Genomic DNA, 18618 nt, shown 5'->3' with positions numbered 1-18618 from the left:
GCATCCTGGCACCAAGGCGCCACAGCTGTCAGAATAGCCCCATTCCCATTTTTGGAGGTGCACACCATGGCCATGCTTGGATTGCGTTGCCCCGCTGCACTGCGCGGCTTGGCGCTGCTGGCGCTGGCGCTGGCGCTCACCGGCTGCGCCACCGTCAACCTCGGGGTTTCGGTGCCTTTGGGCCGAGGCACCTCGGTGGGTGTGGGCGTGGGCAGCGATGGCCGCGTGGGCGTGGGGGTGTCGGTGGGCGCGGGCAGCGTCAACGTGGGCACCAGCGGTCAGCTTCCTGTCAACAACGAGGCTCAAACTGCGCCGCAAAATTAGCCCGGCCCAGCGCTTGGCGGTGGCGGCCCACAGCCCCCCGCGAGCCCCAATCGGTGGCCTATAAGGCTCAGGAGACAAGCACAAATTTTTTCCAATCGAGCCGCAATCGGTGGCACAATCGCGGGATTGCGTGGGCCTATTTTAGGCCCGTGTCGCATCCGCCAATCGGTGCAGCCGTGTCGCGGAAGGTTTTCTCAACCCACTTGTGTTTCCTGCAGGGAAACTGAAGGCGAGCGATTTCATGAATCAGACCTCTGGCGTCTATCAAGCCTATCAAGGCAATTCGTACCTGTTCGGCGGCAACGCGCCCTATGTCGAGGAGATGTACGAAAACTACCTCGCCGACCCGACCTCGGTGCCCGATTCTTGGCGCGACTACTTCGATGCGTTGCAAAACGTGCCGGCGCTCGATGGCAGCGCAGCTCGCGACGTGCCCCATTTGCCGGTCATCAATGCCTTTGCCGAGCGCGCCAAGCAGGGCGTGACGCAGGTGGTGGTGGCCTCGAACGCCAACCCTGAGCTGGCGCGCAAACAGGTTTATGCGCAGCAGCTCATCGCCGCCTACCGCAACGTGGGGCAGCGTTGGGCCGACCTTGATCCGCTCAAGCGCACCGAGCGCGAGCAGATCCCCGACCTCGACCCGGCTTTTTATGGCTTTGGCGACGCCGACTTCGAGACGGTGTTCAGCACCAACAACACCTTCTTCCGGCGCGAGACCATGCCGCTGCGCGAGCTGCTCAACGCGCTGCGCGAGACCTACTGCGGCTCCATAGGGGCCGAGTTCATGTACCTCAGCGACCAGACGCAAAAGCGCTGGTGGCAAGAGCGGCTCGAAGGCGTGCGCAGCAAGCCCAACTTCAGCACCGACGAGAAAAAACACATCCTCGACCGCCTCACAGCTGCCGAAGGCCTTGAGCGCTTTTTGCACACCAAATACGTGGGCCAAAAGCGCTTCTCGCTTGAAGGCGGTGAGAGCTTCATCGTGGCCATGGACCGGGTCATCCAGCAAGCCGGCGCCAAGGGCGTGCAAGAGATCGTGATCGGCATGGCGCACCGTGGGCGCCTCAATGTGCTGGTCAACACCTTGGGCAAAATGCCCAAAGACCTGTTTGCCGAGTTCGACCACACCGCCCCCGAAGACCTGCCCGCAGGTGACGTGAAATACCACCAAGGCTTTAGCTCCGACGTCAGCACCCCCGGCGGCCCGGTGCACCTGAGCCTGGCTTTCAACCCCTCACACTTAGAGATCGTGAACCCGGTGGTGGAGGGCTCGGTGCGCGCGCGCATGGACCGGCGCGGCGACCGCAAGGGCGAGCAGGTGCTGCCCATTTTGGTGCACGGTGACGCCGCCATCGCTGGCCAAGGCGTGGTGCAAGAGACGCTGGCGCTGGCCCAAACCCGGGGCTACTCCACCGGCGGCACGGTGCACATCGTCATCAACAACCAGATCGGCTTTACCACCTCGGACCCCCGCGACACGCGCTCGACCCTGTACTGCACCGACATCGTCAAGATGATCGAGGCGCCGGTGCTGCATGTCAACGGCGACGACCCGGAAGCGGTGGCGCTGGCGGCGCAGCTGGCGATCGAATACCGCATGACCTTCTCCAAGGACGTGGTGATCGACATCATCTGCTTTCGCAAGCTCGGCCACAACGAGCAAGACACCCCGGCGCTGACGCAGCCGTTGATGTACAAAAAGATCGCCCAGCACCCGGGCACGCGCAAGCTCTACGCCGACAAGCTGGCGGCGCAAGGCTTGGGTGAACACTTGGGCGACGAAATGGTCAAAGCCTACCGCGCCGCGCTCGACGAAGGCCGGCACACGGTGGACCCGGTGCTGACCAATTTCAAGAGCAAGTTCGCCGTTGACTGGGCCCCGTTCTTGGGCAAAAAATGGAGCGACAGCGCCGACACCGCGATCCCGCTGGCCGAGTGGAAGCGCCTGGCCGAGCGCATCACCACCCTGCCGGCCAGCGTGACGCCGCACCAACTGGTGAAAAAGGTCTATGCCGACCGCGCCGACATGGGCCGCGGCGAGCTCAACGTTGACTGGGGCATGGGCGAGCACATGGCGTTTGCCTCGCTGGTGGCCAGCGGTTATGCGGTGCGCCTGTCGGGTGAAGACTGCGGCCGCGGCACCTTCACCCACCGCCACGCCGTGATCCACGACCAGAACCGCGAAAAATGGAACGAGGGCACCTACATCCCCTTGCAGAACGTGGCCGAGAACCAGGCCCCGTTCGTGGTCATCGACTCCATCCTGTCCGAAGAAGCGGTGCTGGGCTTTGAGTACGGCTACGCCTCCAACGACCCGAACACGCTGGTGATCTGGGAAGCGCAGTTTGGCGACTTCGTCAACGGCGCCCAGGTGGTGATCGACCAGTTCATCGCCTCGGGCGAAGTCAAGTGGGGCCGCGTCAACGGCATCACCCTGATGCTGCCGCACGGCTACGAGGGCCAAGGCCCAGAGCACAGCTCGGCGCGCGTCGAGCGCTTTTTGCAGCTCGCAGCCGACACCAACATGCAACTGGTGCAGCCGACCACCGCCAGCCAGATTTTCCACGTGCTGCGCCGGCAAATGGTGCGCAACCTGCGCAAGCCGCTGGTGATCTTCACGCCCAAGAGCCTGTTGCGCAACAAAGACGCGGGCTCACCCCTGAGCGAATTCACCAAGGGTGGCTTCCAGACCGTGATCCCGGAGCACAGCGCCGAGGTGGCCAAAAACGCTAGCGCCGTCAAGCGCGTGATCGCTTGCTCGGGCAAGGTCTATTACGACTTGGTCAAAAAACGCGAAGAAAAAGGCGCGCACGACGTGGCCATACTGCGCGTCGAGCAGCTCTACCCGTTCCCGCACAAGGCTTTTGCCGCCGAGCTCAAGCGCTACCCGAACGCGACCGACATCGTCTGGTGCCAAGACGAGCCGCAAAACCAAGGCGCCTGGTTCTTCATCCAGCACAACATCCACGACAACATGCTCGACGGCCAGCGCTTGGGCTATGCCGGCCGCGCCGCTTCGGCCTCGCCAGCGGTGGGTTATGCGCACCTGCACCAAGACCAGCAAAAGACCCTGATCGAAGCCGCCTTCGGCAAGCTCAAGGGTTTCATCCTGAGCAAATGAGCCCTGCGCCTGCGGGCGCACGCACCCACACCCCGCGCAACCGAAATTTAGCCAAGCCACGTTAAGCCGTTTAGGCACCCAGCAAACGCATTCAAGGATCGAACCATCATGGCACTCGTAGAAGTCAAAGTCCCGCAGTTGTCCGAATCCGTGGCCGAAGCCACCCTGTTGCAGTGGAAGGCCAAAGTTGGCCAACCGGTCACGGCCGATCAAATCCTGATCGACATCGAAACCGACAAGGTGGTGCTCGAGGTGCCGGCCCCAGTCTCGGGCGTGCTGGCCGAGCTGGTGGAGGCCGACGGCGCCACCGTGGCCTCAGACCAGGTGATCGCGCGCATCGACACCGAAGGCAAAGTGGCTGCCGCTGCGGCCCCAGCTACCGCCCCTGCTGCCGCAGCCCCTGCTGCGGCTGCCAGCGCCAAAGCGGCTCCAGCCGCTGCCGCCAGTGCCGCCGGCGTGGCCATGCCCGCCGCAACCAAGCTGCTGGCCGAGCACCAACTCAGCGCCGCCGCCGTGGCGGGCACGGGCAAAGACGGGCGCGTGCTCAAGGGCGACGTGCTGGCCGCCGTGGCCGCCGGTGCCGCCGCGCCAGCCAAGGCCGCGGCCCCGGCTGCGGCCATCCCCACCGGGGTTCCGACCCAAGCGCTGCCGCAAGTGGCGGCCCCGAACATCGACCTCGGCCAGCGCCCTGAGCAGCGCGTGCCCATGAGCCGCCTGCGCGCCCGCGTGGCCGAGCGGCTGCTGCAGTCGCAGGCCACCAACGCCATCCTGACCACCTTCAACGAGGTCAACATGGCGCCGGTGATGGAAATGCGCAAGCGCTTCCAAGAGCGCTTCGAGAAAGAGCACGGTGTCAAGCTGGGCTTCATGAGCTTCTTCGTCAAGGCCGCGGTGCACGCGCTCAAAAAATACCCGGTGGTCAACGCCTCGGTCGATGGCAACGACATCGTCTATCACGGCTATTTCGACATCGGCATCGCCGTCGGTTCGCCGCGCGGGCTGGTGGTGCCGATCATCCGCAACGCCGACCAGCTCGGTTTTGCCGAAATCGAAAAGAAAATCGCCGAATTCGGCAAAAAAGCCCAAGAAGGCAAGCTCGGCATCGAGGAGATGAGCGGCGGCACCTTCTCGATCTCCAATGGCGGCACCTTTGGCTCCATGCTCTCGACGCCGATCATCAACCCGCCCCAATCGGCCATTTTGGGCGTACACGCCACCAAAGACCGGGCCGTGGTGGAAAACGGCCAGATCGTGATCCGCCCGATCAACTACCTGGCGCTGAGCTACGACCACCGCATCATCGACGGCCGCGAAGCCGTGCTCAGCTTGGTGGCGATGAAAGAAGCGCTCGAAGACCCGTCGCGCCTGCTGTTCAATCTGTGAGCTGGAGCGCCCTACCATGAGCCAAACATTTGATGTGATCGTCATCGGCGCCGGCCCCGGTGGCTATGTGGCCGCCATCCGCGCCGCCCAACTCGGCTTCAAAGTGGCGTGCATCGACGCTTGGAGCAACGCCGACGGTGGCCCCGCCCCGGGCGGCACCTGCACCAACGTCGGCTGCATCCCGTCCAAGGCGTTGCTGCAATCGTCCGAGCACTACGAGCACGCGCGGCTGCACTTTGCCGAGCACGGCATCAGCACCGGAGCGGTGAAGATCGATGTGGCGCAGATGCTGGGCCGCAAAAACACCGTGGTCAAGCAAAACAACGACGGCATTTTGTATCTGTTCAAGAAAAACAAGGTGGCGTTTTTCCACGGCCGCGCCAGCTTTGTGCAGGCCGACGCTGCCGGTTACCAGATCGCCGTGGCCGCCCCTGCTGCAGGCGCCGAACCGCAGACCCTGAGCGCCAAACAGGTGATCGTGGCCACCGGCTCGAGCGCGCGCGAGCTGCCCGGGGTGCCCTTCGACGAAGTCAACGTGCTCTCCAACGACGGCGGCTTGCGCTTGGGCGCGGTGCCCAAGCGGCTGGCGGTGATCGGCTCGGGCGTGATCGGGCTCGAGCTCGGTTCGGTCTGGCGCCGCCTCGGTGCCGACGTCACCGTGCTCGAAGGGCTGCCGACCTTCCTCGGCGCGGTCGATGAGCAAATTGCACGCGAAGCCAAAAAAGCCTTCGACAAGCAAGGCCTGAAGATCGAGCTCGGGGTGCAGGTGGGCGAGATCAAGGCGCTCAAAAAAGGCGTATCCATCGCCTACACCAACGCCAAAGGCGAGCCGCAGACGCTCGAGGCCGACAAGCTGATCGTCTCGATCGGGCGCGCACCCAACACGCAGGGGCTCAACGCGCAGGCGGTGGGCTTGCAGCTCGACGAGCGCGGCGCCATTGTGGTCGATGCCGACTGCCGCACCAACCTGCCCGGCGTCTGGGCGGTGGGCGATGTGGTGCGCGGCCCCATGCTGGCGCACAAGGCCGAAGAAGAGGGCGTGGCGGTGGCCGAGCGCATCGCCGGCCAGCACGGGCACGTGAACTTCGACACCATCCCTTGGGTGATTTACACCAGCCCGGAAATCGCTTGGGTGGGCCGCACCGAGCAGCAGCTCAAGGCCGACGGCGTGGCTTACAAGGCCGGCACCTTCCCGTTCTTGGCCAACGGCCGCGCGCGCGCGCTGGGCGACACCACCGGCATGGTCAAAATGCTGGCCGACGCCACCACCGACCAAATTTTGGGTGTGCACATCGTCGGGCCCATGGCCAGCGAGCTGATCGCCGAAGCGGTGCTGGCGCTCGAGTTCAAGGCCAGCGCCGAAGACATCGCGCGCATCTGCCACGCCCACCCCAGCCTGAGCGAAGCCACCAAAGAAGCGGCGCTGGCCGTGGACAAGCGCGCGCTGAACTTTTAAGCTCTAGGCACAGCTGGCCCTGCAATGCCCGAGCCCAGCGCGATGAGCGGACTGACCGATCCAGCCGCCGAAGCGGGCAGCGCCTCCTCGCTCGATGCCCCGGTGGCCACGCCCGCCGAGCGGACGGCGGCGCAGCAGGCCCGGTCGGCGGCCCAAGCAGCTGCTGCGCCAGCCTCCGCTTGGGGGCCCGTGCGCGCCCTCTACGAAGCCGAGCTGCGCCAGCGCGGCTACCAGAGCGACCCGGCGCAACTGCGCGCCGTGGAGGCGCTGGAGCGTTGCGCCGCCGAGTGGACGCACTTCAAGCAGCGCCGCTCCAACGCCCTCAAGAAGTTCATCAACCGCCTGCCCATACCGCGCGGGGTGTATCTGTACGGCGGCGTCGGGCGCGGCAAAAGCTTTTTGATGGACTGCTTTTACAACGCGGTGCCGCTGCGGCGCAAGACCCGGCTGCATTTTCACGAGTTCATGCGCGAGGTGCACCGCCAACTGGCCGAGCTGCAGGGCACCGTGAACCCGCTCGACGAGCTCGGGCGGCGCATGGCGGTGCGCTACCGGCTGGTGTGCTTCGACGAGTTCCACGTCGCCGACGTCACCGACGCCATGATCTTGCACCGCGTGCTCGACGCCATGCACAAATACGGCATCGGCATCGTCACCACCAGCAACTTCCACCCCGACGGCCTGTACCCCGACGGCCTGCACCGCGACCGCATCCTGCCGGCCATCGAAGGGCTCAAGCGCAGCATGGACGTGCTCAACGTCGATCACGGCATCGACTACCGCCAGCGCACGCTCGAGCAGCTGCCGCTGTATCTGTGGCCGCTGGGCCCCGAGGTCGAGGTGCAGATGGAAGCGGCCTTTGAGCGCTTGGCCGAAGCACACGACCAAGAGCCGGTGCTGCAGATCGAAGCGCGCACCATCCGCGCCATCCGGCGCGCCGGTGGTGTGGTGTGGTTCGACTTTCGCACCCTGTGCGGCGGCCCGCGCTCACAAAACGACTACCTCGAACTCGCCAACCAGTTCCACACCGTGTTGCTCAGTCACGTGCCGCACCTGCCGGTGAACATGGCCTCGCAGGCGCGGCGCTTCACCTGGCTGGTCGATGTGCTCTATGACCGGCGCGTCAAGCTCATCGTCTCGGCGGCCGTGCAGCCCGAGCAGCTCTACACCGAGGGCCCGCTGGCGCACGAGTTTCCGCGCACCGTCTCGCGCCTGAACGAAATGCAGTCGCGCGAGTACCTGCTGCAAGCGCGGCGCGAGGTCGATACCGGGCTGACTTAAAACCCAGACGCAAAAACCCAGACGCCGCGCCGCGCTGGTTAAGATCGCAGACCCTGAAAGGTACTCTGCCCCATGTCTGCTTTGTTTGCTCTCGACGATCTGCCCCCGGAGGCTTATCCGGACCCCCAAGTGGCGCAACTGCGCGTGCCGCCGCACTCGATCGAATCCGAATCCAGCGTGCTCGGTGGGCTGCTGCTCGACAACAGCGCCTGGGACCGGGTCGCCGACCTGATGGTCGAATCCGACTGCTACCGGCGCGAACACCAGCTCATTTTCGCGGCCATCGCATCGCTGATCAACGCCGGCAAGCCGGCCGACGTCATCACCGTTTTCGAGCACCTGAGCGGCCAAGGGCGCGCCGACGAGGTCGGGGGGCTCGCCTACCTGAATTCGCTGGCGCAGTTTGTGCCCAGCGCCGGCAACATCCGCCGCTACGCCGAAATCGTGCGCGAGCGCGCGATTTTGCGCAAACTCATCGGCGCCAGCGACGACATCGCCGGCAGCGCCTACAACCCCAAGGGCCGGCCGGTGGCCACCATTTTGGACGAGGCCGAACAAAAAATCTTCCACATCGGTGAAGAAGGCTCGCGCCTCAAGCAGGGTTTTCAGTCGCTCGATTCGCTCGTCGTCAATCTGATGGACCGGGTGCAGGAGATGGCCGACAACCCCAACGACATCACCGGGGTGCCGACTGGCTTCATCGACCTGGACCGCATGACCTCGGGCCTGCAGGCGGGCGACTTGGTGGTGCTGGCGGCGCGGCCCTCGATGGGCAAAACCGCGCTGGCCATCAACATCGCCGAACACGTGGCGCTGCACGAGGGGCTGCCGGTGGCGGTGTTTTCGATGGAGATGGGCGCGGCGCAGCTGGCGGTGCGCATCGTGGGTTCGATCGGGCGCATCCACCAAGGGCGCTTGCGCACCGGCAAGCTCAACGAAGACGAGTGGCCGCGCCTGACCGAGGCGATCGAAAAACTGCGCCACGTGTCGCTGCACATCGACGAAACGGCGGGGCTGACCTCGGCCGAACTGCGCGCCAACGCGCGCCGGCTGGCGCGCCAGTGCGGCAAGCTGGGGCTGATCGTGGTCGATTATTTGCAGCTGATGAGTGGCAGCGCCTCGGGCGACGAAAACCGCGCCACCGAACTGGGCGAAATCTCGCGCGGCCTCAAGATGCTGGCCAAAGAGCTGCAATGCCCGGTGATTGCGCTCTCGCAGCTCAATCGCTCGGTCGAAACCCGCACCGACAAGCGCCCGATGATGAGCGATCTGCGCGAATCGGGCGCCATCGAACAAGACGCCGACATCATCATGTTCATCTACCGCGACGAGTACTACACCAAAGAGGCTTGCAAAGAGCCGGGCGTGGCCGAAATCATCATCGGCAAGCAGCGCAACGGTCCCACCGGCACCGTCAAGCTCACCTTTCTCAACGTGCTCACGCGCTTCGAGAGCCTGGCGCAGGAGGGCGGCTACCATGGCTGAAGCCGCTGCACCGGCCCCCGCTCTGGCCCGCCCCAGCCCGCTGGCGCGCACCGAGTTCCGGCACTTCATGCCGATCCAGACGCGCTGGATGGACAACGACCTCTACGGCCACGTCAACAACGTTGTCTATTACAGCTGGTTCGACACGGCCGTGAACCGCTACCTGATCGAACAGGGCGTGCTCGACATCCACGCCGGCGCGGTGATCGGGCTGGTGATCGAAACCCAATGCAACTACTTTGCCCCGCTGGCTTTTCCCGAACCGGTCGAAGCCGGCTTGCGGGTGGCGCACTTGGGGCGCTCCAGCGTGCGCTATCAGGTCGGGTTGTATGCCCAAGGCGCGGCGCTGTGCGCGGCCTCGGGGCACTTCGTGCACGTGTATGTGGACCGGGCCACACGGCGCCCGGTGCCGCTGCCGCCGGATTTGCACGCCGTGCTCACCGGTTTGCTTTAAGAGGCTGTCGCCTAGGCGGCGTTGTGGGCCCGGGCGGGCGCGCTTTTAGCCGCCATAATGCATCCCGACCCCACCTTGGTGCACGACCTTGCACCCGCCCTTCAGACCATCGGAGCCCCACCGCATGACCGCAGCCATCCCCCAGAATCCTCCCTTTTTGCGCCCCGTGGTGGCCGACCCCGCCAGCGTCGAAGCGGCGATCGAGAGCCGCCAGTCGATCCGTGCCTATTTGCCCACACCGGTGCCGCGCCCGCTGCTGGAGCGGCTGCTGGCGCTCGCCAGCCGGGCCCCGTCGGGCACCAACACCCAGCCTTGGAAGGTGTATGTGCTGCAGGGGGCCAGCCGGGACGCCTTGGTGCAAAAAGTCTGCGCCGCCCACGACGCCGTGCGCGCCGACCCGGCACTGGCCGAGCAATACCGCGAATCCTACGACTACTACCCCAAGCAGTGGATCAGCCCCTACATCGAACGGCGGCGCGAAAACGGCCTGAGCCTGTACACCCTGCTGGGCATCGGCAAGGGCGACAAAGACCGCATGCACGCGCAGTGGCAGCGCAACTACCGTTTTTTCGACGCGCCCGTGGGGCTGTTTGTGACCATTGACAAGGCCATGGGTGGCGGCTCGCTGCTCGATACCGGCATGTTTTTGCAAAACCTGACGCTGGCCGCTCGTGCGCACGGGCTGGACGCCTGCGCCCAAGCGGCTTGGAACGGCTACGCCAGCATCGTGCTGCCGCACGTGGGGGCGGGCGACAACGAGATGCTGGTGTGCGGGCTTGCGCTCGGCTACGCCGACCCCAGCGACCCCATCAACACCTTTCGCACCCCGCGTCTGCCCGTGGCTGCCTTCACCACCTGGCTCGAATGAAGCAGCAGCGGCCCGGCGTGCTGCTCACGCGCCGTCTGTTCCCCGAGGTGCTGCAGCGCCTGAGCGCGCACTTCGAGGTGCGCGACAACCCCGACGACGCGGTCTGGACCCCGGCCGAGCTGATTGAGCGCTTGCAAGGGCAGTGGGGGGTGTTGGCCACCCAAGGTGAGCGCATCGACGCCACCGTGCTGGCCGCCTGCCCGCAGCTGCGCGTGGTTGCCAACATGGCGGTGGGTTTCAACAACCTCGACCTCGAGGCCCTAGCGCGCCACGGCGTGCAGGCCAGCAACACCCCCGACGTGCTCACCGAAAGCACGGCCGACTTCGGCATGGCGCTGCTGCTGGCTACGGCGCGGCGCATCAGCGAGGGCGAGCACTACCTGCGCGCCGGACGCTGGCACAAGTGGTCGGCCGACTTGCTGCTGGGCGCCGAGGTGCACCACAGCACGCTGGGCATTCTGGGCATGGGGCGCATTGGGCAGGCGATCGCGCGCCGCGCCGCGCACGGCTTTGCCATGCAGGTGCTGTACCACAACCGCAATCCGCTCGATGCCGCCACCGAACGTGCTTGCGCCGCCCGCTACGTGAGCAAAGCCGAGTTGCTGCGCCAAGCCGACCACCTGCTGCTGGTGCTGCCCTACACGAGCGCCAACCACCACACCATCGCCGCGGCCGAACTGGCGCAGATGAAGCCCAGCGCCACCTTGGTCAACTTGGCGCGCGGTGGCATCGTCGATGAGCGGGCGCTGGCGCACGCGCTGCGCAGCGGCCAGCTTGCCGCCGCCGGGCTCGACGTGTTCGAGGGCGAGCCGCAGGTGCGGCCCGAGCTGCTGGAGCTGCCCAACGTGGTGCTCACGCCCCACATCGCCAGTTCCACCCGGGGCACCCGTTTGGGTATGGCGCTGCTGGCGGCAGACAATTTGATCGCCTACCACCAGCGGGGCCAACTGCTGACTCCGGTCAAGCACCCAGCGGCTTGAAGTCCGGCTGAAGCCGTGGAGTTGATTCAGGGCGTCAATCGGCGCCCCAACGCAGATCTTTAGCGAATCCGCGCCCGGCCGCGCAGATCTTCCTGAAATGCCATCAGGCGCTGTTCCATCAGGTTTTGCTCGATCTGCGGCCTGAGTGCCTCCAGCGGCGGCAGTTGCGCAGCGCGCACGTCGTCGACGCGGATCAGGTGCCAGCCAAACTGGGTGCGCACCGGTTCGGCGCTCAGCTGGCCTTTGCCGAGCTTGATCATGGCTTGCGAGAACTCGGGCACGAACACGTCGGCGCCGGCCCAGTCGAGGTCGCCGCCGCGCGGGGCGGAGCCGGGGTCGCGCGAGCGTGTGCGTGCCAGTTCTTCGAAGTTGGCGCCAGCGCGGATTTCGCCCAGAATGGCGCGGGCCTCGGCCTCGGTCTCGACCAAAATGTGGCGCACGCGGAACTCTTGGCCCTGGTTGGCGGCGGCGAATTTGGCGTATTCGGCCTGCACCTGGGCGTCGGTGACCGGGTTTTTGCGCTGGAAGTCGGCGAACAGTTCGCGGATGAGCAAGGTTTGCGTGGCCAGTTGCACCTGGGTGCGGAACTCGGGGCTGGCACGCAGACCGCGGCGCTCGGCTTCTTGGGCAAAAATTTCGCGCATGATGGCCTCTTCGCGCAACTGGGCGCGCATGGCGTCGTCCACGGTGCGGCCGCCGCGTTCGGCTTGTTGCACCAGCGCATTGAGGCGCGCCGTGGGCACGGGTTGGCCGTTGACGATGGCCAAGTTTTGCGCATAAGCGGGCAGGGCGAGGGTGGCGGCCAAGGCCACGGCGGTGAGCAGGAGTTTCATGGGCTGAGGGGAAGGATCGAAGAAGTAAGGCGTTAGGGTGGCGTGCAAACTAGCGTCGAATCTCGATTGCCAGCGCGTGCAAGCCTGCGTCTATAAAGGGACGAAGCGCATCATACACAAGCCGGTGCGCCGCCACACGGCTCAAGCCGTCAAAACGCGCCGCCGCGATGCGCACCCGAAAGTGGCTGCCATAGCCGTGTGCGTTGGCCCCAGCATGGCCAGCGTGGGCAGCGCTTTCGTCGATCACTTCCAGCAGGTGCGGCGCCAGGCTCTGCTGTAAGGTGGCGCGCAGCGCTTCGGCGCTAGGGGGTGGGGGGGGTGGGGTGGGTATCACAGGGTGCCATTATCGCTACGCTGGCCGTCGGGCGCTTGCCACTCGAGCGCAGCCGAGTTCATGCAGTAGCGCAGGCCCGTGGGGGCCGGGCCATCGTCGAACACATGGCCGAGGTGGGCGCCGCATTGGCTGCACAGGGTTTCGGTGCGCACCATGCCGTGGCTGTGGTCGCGGCGCGCGCTCACCGCACCCGCTAGGGCGTGGCTGAAGCTGGGCCAGCCGCAACCGGCGTCAAATTTGGTGCCGCTGTCAAACAAAGGCTGGCCGCAGCAGATGCAGTGGTAGCGGCCTTGGGCCCAGTGCGCTTCGTAGCGGCCGCTGAAAGGGCGCTCGGTGGCGGCTTGCCGGGTCACGGCGTAGGCCAGCGGCTCGGCCGCTTTGGCGGCCAGCAGTTCGCGCCACTGCTCGGGGCTTTTGTGGATGGCAAATTCCATGGTCGGTAACGCAACGGCTAGGGTTTTACAAAAATACACACATCAGGACGAGCAGCTCAGCACGATCTGTGCCGCCCAGTCGGGGGCCGCAGCGGCCAGATCGTCGCAGTCGGGCAGATCGTCGTAGGGCTGTGCCAGCGCGGCTTGCAGGCGCTGCAGGGGCTCGAACTGGCGCTGCTCGGCGGCCTCGATGGCCGCTTGCGCCAGGTGGTTGCGCAGCACCAGGCGCGGGTTGCTGCGTCGCATCAGGGCGCGCGCCTGTTCGGGCGTGTGTGCGGCTTCGCTGCGCAAGCGTTCGCGCCAGCGCCGCGCCCAGGCATCGAAGGCATCGGATTGCTGCAGCTGCGCACGCGCTGGCCCTAGGTCGGCCACACGGGCGCTGTGCGCATAGTCGGCCACGCCGTCGCTCAGGCAGCGCCAGAACCAAGTGAAATCGGCGCGCTCGTCGGCCAGCAGGCGCAGCAGGTCGTCGCTCAGCTGGGCGTCGTCGGGGCGCAGCTCGCTCAGGCCCAGCTTGGCGTTCAGGCGCTGCTGCAGCGCGCCGGCAAAGTGGCTCTCGAAGGGCTGCAGGGCCGCGCGCGCCTGCTCCAGATCGTCTAGCAGCGGCAACAGCGCTTGCGCCAAGCAGTACAGGTTCCAGAGCGCGATGCGCGGCTGTTGCGCCCAGGCGTAGCGGCCGCCGTCATCGGAGTGGTTGCAGATGTGTTGCGGATCAAAGCCGTCCATGAACTGGAACGGGCCGTAGTCGATCGTCAGCCCCAAGATGCTCATGTTGTCGGTGTTCATCACGCCGTGGCAAAAGCCCAGCGCCTGCCATTGCGCCAGCAGCTCGGCGGTGCGCCGCGTCACGGCTGCCAGCAGCGCGGCGGTGCGCTGCGCCGGTTGCGGCCAAGCAGCGCAATCGGGGTAGTGGTGGGCAATCACGAACTCGGTCAGGGCGCGCAGCTCGGCGTGCAGCCCGCGCCGCGAAAAATGCTCAAAATGCCCGAAGCGGATGAAGCTCGGCGCCAGCCGCGTGACCACGGCTGCCGTTTCGATGCGCTCGCGCCGCACGGCCGTGGGCGAGCCGGTGATGCACAGGGCGCGCGTGCTCGGCACGCCCAGCGCGTGCATGGCCTCGCTGCACAGAAACTCCCGGATCGAGCTGCGCAGCACGGCGCGGCCATCGCCCATGCGCGAGTAGGGCGTCAGGCCGCTGCCCTTGAGCTGCACCTCCCACAGCGCCTCGGGCCCGGCGCGCTCGCCCAGCAGCAGCGCCCGGCCGTCGCCCAACTGGCCGGCCCACACGCCAAACTGGTGCCCGCTGTACACGCTGGCCAGCGGCGAGGCGCCGGGCGCGAGCGCATTGCCGCTGGCTTGGGCCAGGTGCGCGGCGCTGTGCGGCCAAGCGGCGGGCAAGCCGAGGTCGGCCACGGCGGCGGGGCTGCAGCCCACCCAATACGGGTCGGCCAAGGGCTGCGGCCCGAGCCGGGTGTAAAAGGCCGCGCCCAGCGACTCGAAGCGGCTGCTTTGCAATTCCATGCCGGCATTGTCTCCTGCGCGGCTAGGCCCCGTTGCCGGTGGGGATGAGCCGCGACTAAGATAGCGCCATGACAACCCACCGGAGACACAAACCATGCTTGGCCTGATGCAAGAGCAACCCCTGCTGATTTCAGACCTGATTGAACACGCGGCCCGACACCACGGCGAGGTCGAAATCGTCTCGCGCCGGGTCGAGGGCGACATCCACCGCAGCAGCTACGCCGTGGCAGCGCAGCGTTCGCGCCAGTTGGCGCAAGCCATCGACGCGCTGGGCCTCGAGCAAGGCGAGCGCGTGGCCTCGCTGGCTTGGAACGGCTACCGCCATTTTGAGCTGTATTTCGGCGTCAGCGGCTCTGGGCGCGTGCTGCACACCATCAACCCGCGCCTGCTGCCGCAGCAGATCGCTTGGATCGTCAACCACGCCCAAGACCAGGTGCTGTGCTTCGACCTCACCTTTTGGCCCATCGTGCAGGCCATCGCCGCCCAATGCCCGAGCGTGCGCCTGTGGGTGGCCTTGTGCGACCCAGCCGCGCTGGCCAGCTTGCCCGGGGTTGAGCAGGTGCCCGCGTTAACCAGCTACGAGAGCTGGATCGAGGGCCACAGCGGCAGCTACAACTGGCCGCGCTTCGATGAGCGCAGCGCCTCCAGCCTGTGCTACACCAGCGGCACCACCGGCAACCCCAAGGGCGTGCTCTACAGCCACCAATCGACCATCCTGCACGCCTACGCCTCTGCCTTGCCCGACGTGATGTGCCTGAGCGCGCGCGACAGCGTGCTGCCGGTGGTGCCCATGTTTCACGTCAACGCCTGGGGCATACCCTATTCGGCTTGCGCGGTCGGCTGCAAGCTGGTGCTGCCCGGCCCGGCGCTCGACGGCAAATCGGTCTATGAGCTGCTGGCCAGCGAGGGCGTGAGCTTTGCCGCCGGTGTGCCCACGGTGTGGCAGATGCTGCTCACGCACATGGGGCAGCACGATCTGAAGCTGCCGCAGCTGCAGCGCACCGTGATCGGCGGCTCGGCCTGCCCGCCGGCCATGATCCGCGCTTTCAGGGAGCGCTACGGCATCGAGGTGCTGCACGCTTGGGGCATGACCGAGCTCAGCCCGTTGGGCACCCTGTGCACGCTCAAAAACCAGCACCTGAGCCTGCCCGAAGACGAGCAGATGCAGATCCGCCTCAAGCAGGGGCGGGCGATCTTTGGCATCGACATGAAGGTCGTCGATGCCCACGGCCACGAGCTGCCTTGGGACGGGCGTTCGGCGGGCGAGCTGCTGGTCAAAGGGCCGTGGGTGGTGCGCGATTATTTTCGTGGCGAAGGCCCGCCGCCGCTGCTCGACGGCTGGTTCCCCACCGGCGACGTGGCCACCATCGACGCCGACGGCTTCATGCAGATCACCGACCGCAGCAAAGACGTGATCAAGTCTGGTGGCGAGTGGATCGGCTCCATCGACGTCGAGAACATCGCCATGGCGCACCCGGCGGTGCTGATGGCCGCTTGCGTGGGCGTGCCGCACCCCAAGTGGGACGAGCGCCCGGTGGTGGTGGTGGTCAAAAAGCCCGGGCAGGAGCTGACGCGCGAGCAACTGCTCGACTTCTACGCCGGCAAGATCGCCAAATGGCAGGTCCCCGACGACGTCATCTTTTTGGAGTCGATCCCGCTGGGCGCCACCGGAAAAATGCAAAAAATGAAGCTAAGGGAGCAGTTGCGCGATTACCGGCTGCCGGGATTATGAGCGGCGGGGGGCACAGTCACCAAAGCGATAGCAGCTAGGGCAATCCCTTAGAGCGTTTGAGCCCATAAGTGGCTAAGCTGCATGGGCGACAACCCCACCAACAGGAGACAAACCCATGAAGCTGACTCGCCGCGAACTCACCGCCGCCGCCTTGCTCACCAGCGCCTTGCCCGCCGTACCGGCGTGGGCGCAGCGCGGCGAAACCGTGCGCATCGCCCTGATCGACCCGCAATCCGGTCTGATGGGGCCGGTGGGGATCAACCAGCTGCGCAGTTTTCAGTTTTTTGCCGAAAAATTCAGCGGCGCCGGCAACCCGGCCGGGGTGCGTTTCGAGATCGAGGGCTTTGACAACAAGCTCAGCGCCTCCGAAACCCTCACCGCCATGCAGGCGGCGATCGGCCGCGGCATCCGCTTCATCTCGCAAGGCAACAGCTCGGGCATCGCCGGGGCCATCATCGAGGCCGTGAACCGCCACAACAGCCGCAACCCGGGCCAAGAAGTGGTGTTTTTGAACCACTCGGCGGTGGACCCGGATCTGACCAACAGCCGCTGCAGTTTCTGGCACTTCCGCTTCGACGCCGACACCTCCATGAAGATGGAGGCGCTCACCACCTTCATCCGCGGCGAGCCCACCATCCGGCGCGTGTTCCTGATCAACCAGAACTACGCCCACGGGCACCAGGTGGCGCGCTTTGCCAAAGAGATGCTGGCACGCAAGCGGCCCGACATCCAGATCGTCGGCGAAGACTTGCACCCGCTGGCGCAGGTGCGCGATTTTGCCCCCTACGTGGCCAAAATCATGGCCTCGGGTGCCGATTCGGTGATCACCGGCAACTGGGGCTCAGACCTCACGCTGCTCATTCGCGCCGCCAACGACGCCGGCTACCGCGGCCGCTTTTTCACCTACTACGCCGGCGTCACCGGCACCCCGACGGCGCTGGGCACCGCCTCCGAAGGCCGCGTGTACCAGATCGCCTACAACCACTACAACATGGGCGGCCAGATGCAGACCTGGATGAACGAGTTCCGCCAGCGTTTCAACGACGATTTTTATACCGGCTCGATCATCCACATCCTGAACGCGCTCGGGGTGGCGATGCAAAACGCGCGCTCGACCAACGCGGTGCGGGTGGCGCACGCGATGTCGGGGCTGCGCTTCAACAGCTTCAGCGGCCCGGTGGAAATGCGCCGCGCCGACCACCAGTTGCAGCAGCCGCTGTTTCTGACGCGCTGGCAGCGCGTCGATGCCCAGCACCCCTACAGCCCCGAGAACACCGGCATGACGCTGGCCTTGGTGCGCCGCTTCGACGCCTACGTGGCCAGCACCCCGACGAGCTGCGCCATGCAACGCCCGGCCGCCCCGGTTTGATCCGGAAAGCGCGCCGATGGAGTTCTTCATCATCTCGTTGCTGAACGGCATCAGCTTTGGGCTGCTGCTGTTCATGCTCAGTTCGGGCCTGACGCTGATCTTCAGCATGATGGGCGTGCTCAACTTCGCCCACGCCAGCTTCTATATGGTCGGGGCCTACATGGGCTTTGCGGTCTCGCAGATCGTGGGCTTTTGGGCCGCGCTGTTGCTGGTGCCGCTGTTGGTGGGGCTGCTCGGGGCCTTGTTCGAGAAGTACAGCCTGCGCAAGGTGCACAAGTACGGGCACGTGCCCGAGTTGATGGTCACGTTCGGCTTGTCGTACATCATCTTGGAGCTGGTGCAGCTGATCTGGGGCCGGATCGCGGTCGAGTTCCGGCCGCCCGAGCTGCTGCAGGGCTCGGCCTTTACGCTGCTCAGCCAGCCCGACGGCAGCCTCGGGTTTGCCTGGGGCCGGGCCGCGCTGGAGCAGTGCCAGCCGCTCGGGACAGCGATCTGTTCGCTGTTTCCAGCCACGCGCGCCTTCATCATGGGCGTGGCGCTGCTGATGCTGGTCTCGCTCTGGCTGCTGATCACGCGCACCCGGGTCGGGCTGGTGATTCAGGCGGCCCTGAAGCACCCCGAAATGGTGGAGGCGCTGGGGCACAATGTGCCGCGCGTGTTCATGCTGGTGTTTGGCGCCGGCACCGGGTTGGCCGGGCTGGCGGGGGTGATGGGGGGCAGCACCTTCGTCACCGAACCGGCGATGGCGCTCACGCTCGGGGCGATCGTGTTCGTGGTGGTGGTGGTGGGCGGGCTGGGCTCGCTGGCGGGGGCCTTTTTGGCTTCGCTGCTGATCGGCGTCATGCAGACCTTTGCGGTGGCGATCGACCAATCGCTGGGCAGCATGTTGCTGGCCATGGGGGTGGCGCTGTCGGCCGAGGCGCAAGCGCACGAGCTCATGCGGTTCACACTGTCCAAGGCGGCCCCGCTGCTGCCCTTTTTGCTGCTGGTGCTGGTGCTGATCTTCAGACCACACGGTTTGCTCGGCAACCGCGACCACTGAA

16 protein-coding genes are annotated in these 18618 nt (G+C 66.0%); 12 read left to right on the top strand and 4 right to left on the bottom strand.

From position 1 onward, the window contains the following. Positions 1-66: 66 nt before the first annotated feature. The 9 genes from SMCB_RS05495 (at position 67) to SMCB_RS05455 (ending at position 11352) form a co-directional block, all read left to right on the top strand. Complete coding sequence (locus SMCB_RS05495) at positions 67-324, top strand: hypothetical protein (protein WP_045535666.1); 258 nt, start codon at positions 67-69, stop codon at positions 322-324. A gap of 241 nt (positions 325-565) precedes the next feature. Beyond that, a complete protein-coding gene (locus SMCB_RS05490; protein WP_045535665.1) occupies positions 566-3445 on the top strand; it encodes a 2-oxoglutarate dehydrogenase E1 component in 2880 nt (959 codons plus the stop codon). A 108-nt stretch (positions 3446-3553) separates the two neighbouring features. Continuing rightward, complete coding sequence (odhB, locus tag SMCB_RS05485) at positions 3554-4828, top strand: 2-oxoglutarate dehydrogenase complex dihydrolipoyllysine-residue succinyltransferase (protein WP_045535664.1); 1275 nt, start codon at positions 3554-3556, stop codon at positions 4826-4828. Positions 4829-4844: 16 nt separating this feature from the next. Continuing rightward, entirely contained in the window at positions 4845-6284 is a 1440-nt protein-coding gene (gene lpdA / locus SMCB_RS05480; protein ID WP_045535663.1) for a dihydrolipoyl dehydrogenase, read from the top strand. A 24-nt stretch (positions 6285-6308) separates the two neighbouring features. Further along, positions 6309-7565, top strand: a complete 1257-nt coding sequence (zapE, locus tag SMCB_RS05475) for a cell division protein ZapE (protein WP_231851261.1) — start codon at positions 6309-6311, stop codon at positions 7563-7565. Positions 7566-7637: 72 nt separating this feature from the next. Continuing rightward, a complete protein-coding gene (dnaB, locus tag SMCB_RS05470; RefSeq protein WP_045535662.1) occupies positions 7638-9050 on the top strand; it encodes a replicative DNA helicase in 1413 nt (470 codons plus the stop codon). Next, entirely contained in the window at positions 9043-9504 is a 462-nt protein-coding gene (locus SMCB_RS05465) for an acyl-CoA thioesterase (RefSeq protein WP_045535660.1), read from the top strand. Before dnaB ends, SMCB_RS05465 begins: the two co-directional genes overlap by 8 nt. Before the next feature lie 124 nt (positions 9505-9628). Further along, positions 9629-10372: a nitroreductase gene (locus SMCB_RS05460; protein ID WP_045535659.1), complete on the top strand. Its 744-nt coding sequence runs from the start codon at positions 9629-9631 to the stop codon at positions 10370-10372. Beyond that, a complete protein-coding gene (locus SMCB_RS05455) occupies positions 10369-11352 on the top strand; it encodes a 2-hydroxyacid dehydrogenase (protein ID WP_045535656.1) in 984 nt (327 codons plus the stop codon). The genes SMCB_RS05460 and SMCB_RS05455 overlap by 4 nt, the downstream gene beginning before the upstream one ends. A gap of 59 nt (positions 11353-11411) precedes the next feature. Here the strand turns inward: SMCB_RS05455 and SMCB_RS05450 are convergent, their stop codons facing one another. From SMCB_RS05450 to SMCB_RS05440, 4 genes are read right to left on the bottom strand one after another with little or no spacing between them, the layout of a single operon-like run. After that, on the bottom strand, positions 11412-12185 hold the full coding sequence (locus SMCB_RS05450; RefSeq protein ID WP_045535653.1) for a peptidylprolyl isomerase: 774 nt from the start codon (positions 12183-12185) through the stop codon (positions 11412-11414). A 49-nt stretch (positions 12186-12234) separates the two neighbouring features. Beyond that, on the bottom strand, positions 12235-12519 hold the full coding sequence (locus tag SMCB_RS12435) for a BolA family protein (protein WP_420834899.1): 285 nt from the start codon (positions 12517-12519) through the stop codon (positions 12235-12237). Beyond that, positions 12516-12953 carry a peptide-methionine (R)-S-oxide reductase MsrB gene (gene msrB / locus SMCB_RS05445; protein ID WP_045535651.1) on the bottom strand — a complete coding sequence of 146 codons (438 nt, stop codon included), beginning with the start codon at positions 12951-12953 and terminating at the stop codon, positions 12516-12518. The genes SMCB_RS12435 and msrB overlap by 4 nt, the downstream gene beginning before the upstream one ends. Positions 12954-12995: 42 nt before the next feature. Beyond that, entirely contained in the window at positions 12996-14474 is a 1479-nt protein-coding gene (locus SMCB_RS05440; RefSeq protein WP_045535650.1) for a protein adenylyltransferase SelO, read from the bottom strand. A gap of 94 nt (positions 14475-14568) precedes the next feature. On the opposite strand from SMCB_RS05440, the gene SMCB_RS05435 reads away from it, so the two are divergent. The 3 genes from SMCB_RS05435 (at position 14569) to SMCB_RS05425 (ending at position 18617) form a co-directional block, all read left to right on the top strand. Further along, the gene (locus SMCB_RS05435; RefSeq protein WP_045535648.1) at positions 14569-16206 is read left to right on the top strand and encodes a 3-(methylthio)propionyl-CoA ligase; all 1638 of its coding nucleotides are present in this window, start codon (positions 14569-14571) and stop codon (positions 16204-16206) included. Positions 16207-16321: 115 nt separating this feature from the next. Next, on the top strand, positions 16322-17575 hold the full coding sequence (locus SMCB_RS05430) for a branched-chain amino acid ABC transporter substrate-binding protein (RefSeq protein WP_045535647.1): 1254 nt from the start codon (positions 16322-16324) through the stop codon (positions 17573-17575). A gap of 16 nt (positions 17576-17591) precedes the next feature. Then, the gene (locus SMCB_RS05425; protein WP_045535645.1) at positions 17592-18617 is read left to right on the top strand and encodes a branched-chain amino acid ABC transporter permease; all 1026 of its coding nucleotides are present in this window, start codon (positions 17592-17594) and stop codon (positions 18615-18617) included. Position 18618 lies beyond the last annotated feature (1 nt).

The sequence above is a fragment of the Serpentinimonas maccroryi genome (assembly GCF_000828915.1).
Lineage (GTDB): Bacteria > Pseudomonadota > Gammaproteobacteria > Burkholderiales > Burkholderiaceae_C > Serpentinimonas > Serpentinimonas maccroryi.
The sequence above is the reverse complement of the archived record's forward strand: the minus strand, read 5'-3'. Positions and strand labels throughout refer to the sequence as shown.

Bases quoted from the DNA above. Each gene is read 5' to 3' on its own strand.
- SMCB_RS05495 (WP_045535666.1), top strand. From the start codon at position 67: ATGGCCATGCTTGGATTGCGTTGCCCCGCTGCACTGCGCGGCTTGGCG.
- SMCB_RS05490 (WP_045535665.1), top strand. From the start codon at position 566: ATGAATCAGACCTCTGGCGTCTATCAAGCCTATCAAGGCAATTCGTAC.
- odhB (WP_045535664.1), top strand. From the start codon at position 3,554: ATGGCACTCGTAGAAGTCAAAGTCCCGCAGTTGTCCGAATCCGTGGCC.
- lpdA (WP_045535663.1), top strand. From the start codon at position 4,845: ATGAGCCAAACATTTGATGTGATCGTCATCGGCGCCGGCCCCGGTGGC.
- zapE (WP_231851261.1), top strand. From the start codon at position 6,309: ATGCCCGAGCCCAGCGCGATGAGCGGACTGACCGATCCAGCCGCCGAA.
- dnaB (WP_045535662.1), top strand. From the start codon at position 7,638: ATGTCTGCTTTGTTTGCTCTCGACGATCTGCCCCCGGAGGCTTATCCG.
- SMCB_RS05465 (WP_045535660.1), top strand. From the start codon at position 9,043: ATGGCTGAAGCCGCTGCACCGGCCCCCGCTCTGGCCCGCCCCAGCCCG.
- SMCB_RS05460 (WP_045535659.1), top strand. From the start codon at position 9,629: ATGACCGCAGCCATCCCCCAGAATCCTCCCTTTTTGCGCCCCGTGGTG.
- SMCB_RS05455 (WP_045535656.1), top strand. From the start codon at position 10,369: ATGAAGCAGCAGCGGCCCGGCGTGCTGCTCACGCGCCGTCTGTTCCCC.
- SMCB_RS05450 (WP_045535653.1), bottom strand. From the start codon at position 12,185: ATGAAACTCCTGCTCACCGCCGTGGCCTTGGCCGCCACCCTCGCCCTG.
- msrB (WP_045535651.1), bottom strand. From the start codon at position 12,953: ATGGAATTTGCCATCCACAAAAGCCCCGAGCAGTGGCGCGAACTGCTG.
- SMCB_RS05440 (WP_045535650.1), bottom strand. From the start codon at position 14,474: ATGGAATTGCAAAGCAGCCGCTTCGAGTCGCTGGGCGCGGCCTTTTAC.
- SMCB_RS05435 (WP_045535648.1), top strand. From the start codon at position 14,569: ATGCTTGGCCTGATGCAAGAGCAACCCCTGCTGATTTCAGACCTGATT.
- SMCB_RS05430 (WP_045535647.1), top strand. From the start codon at position 16,322: ATGAAGCTGACTCGCCGCGAACTCACCGCCGCCGCCTTGCTCACCAGC.
- SMCB_RS05425 (WP_045535645.1), top strand. From the start codon at position 17,592: ATGGAGTTCTTCATCATCTCGTTGCTGAACGGCATCAGCTTTGGGCTG.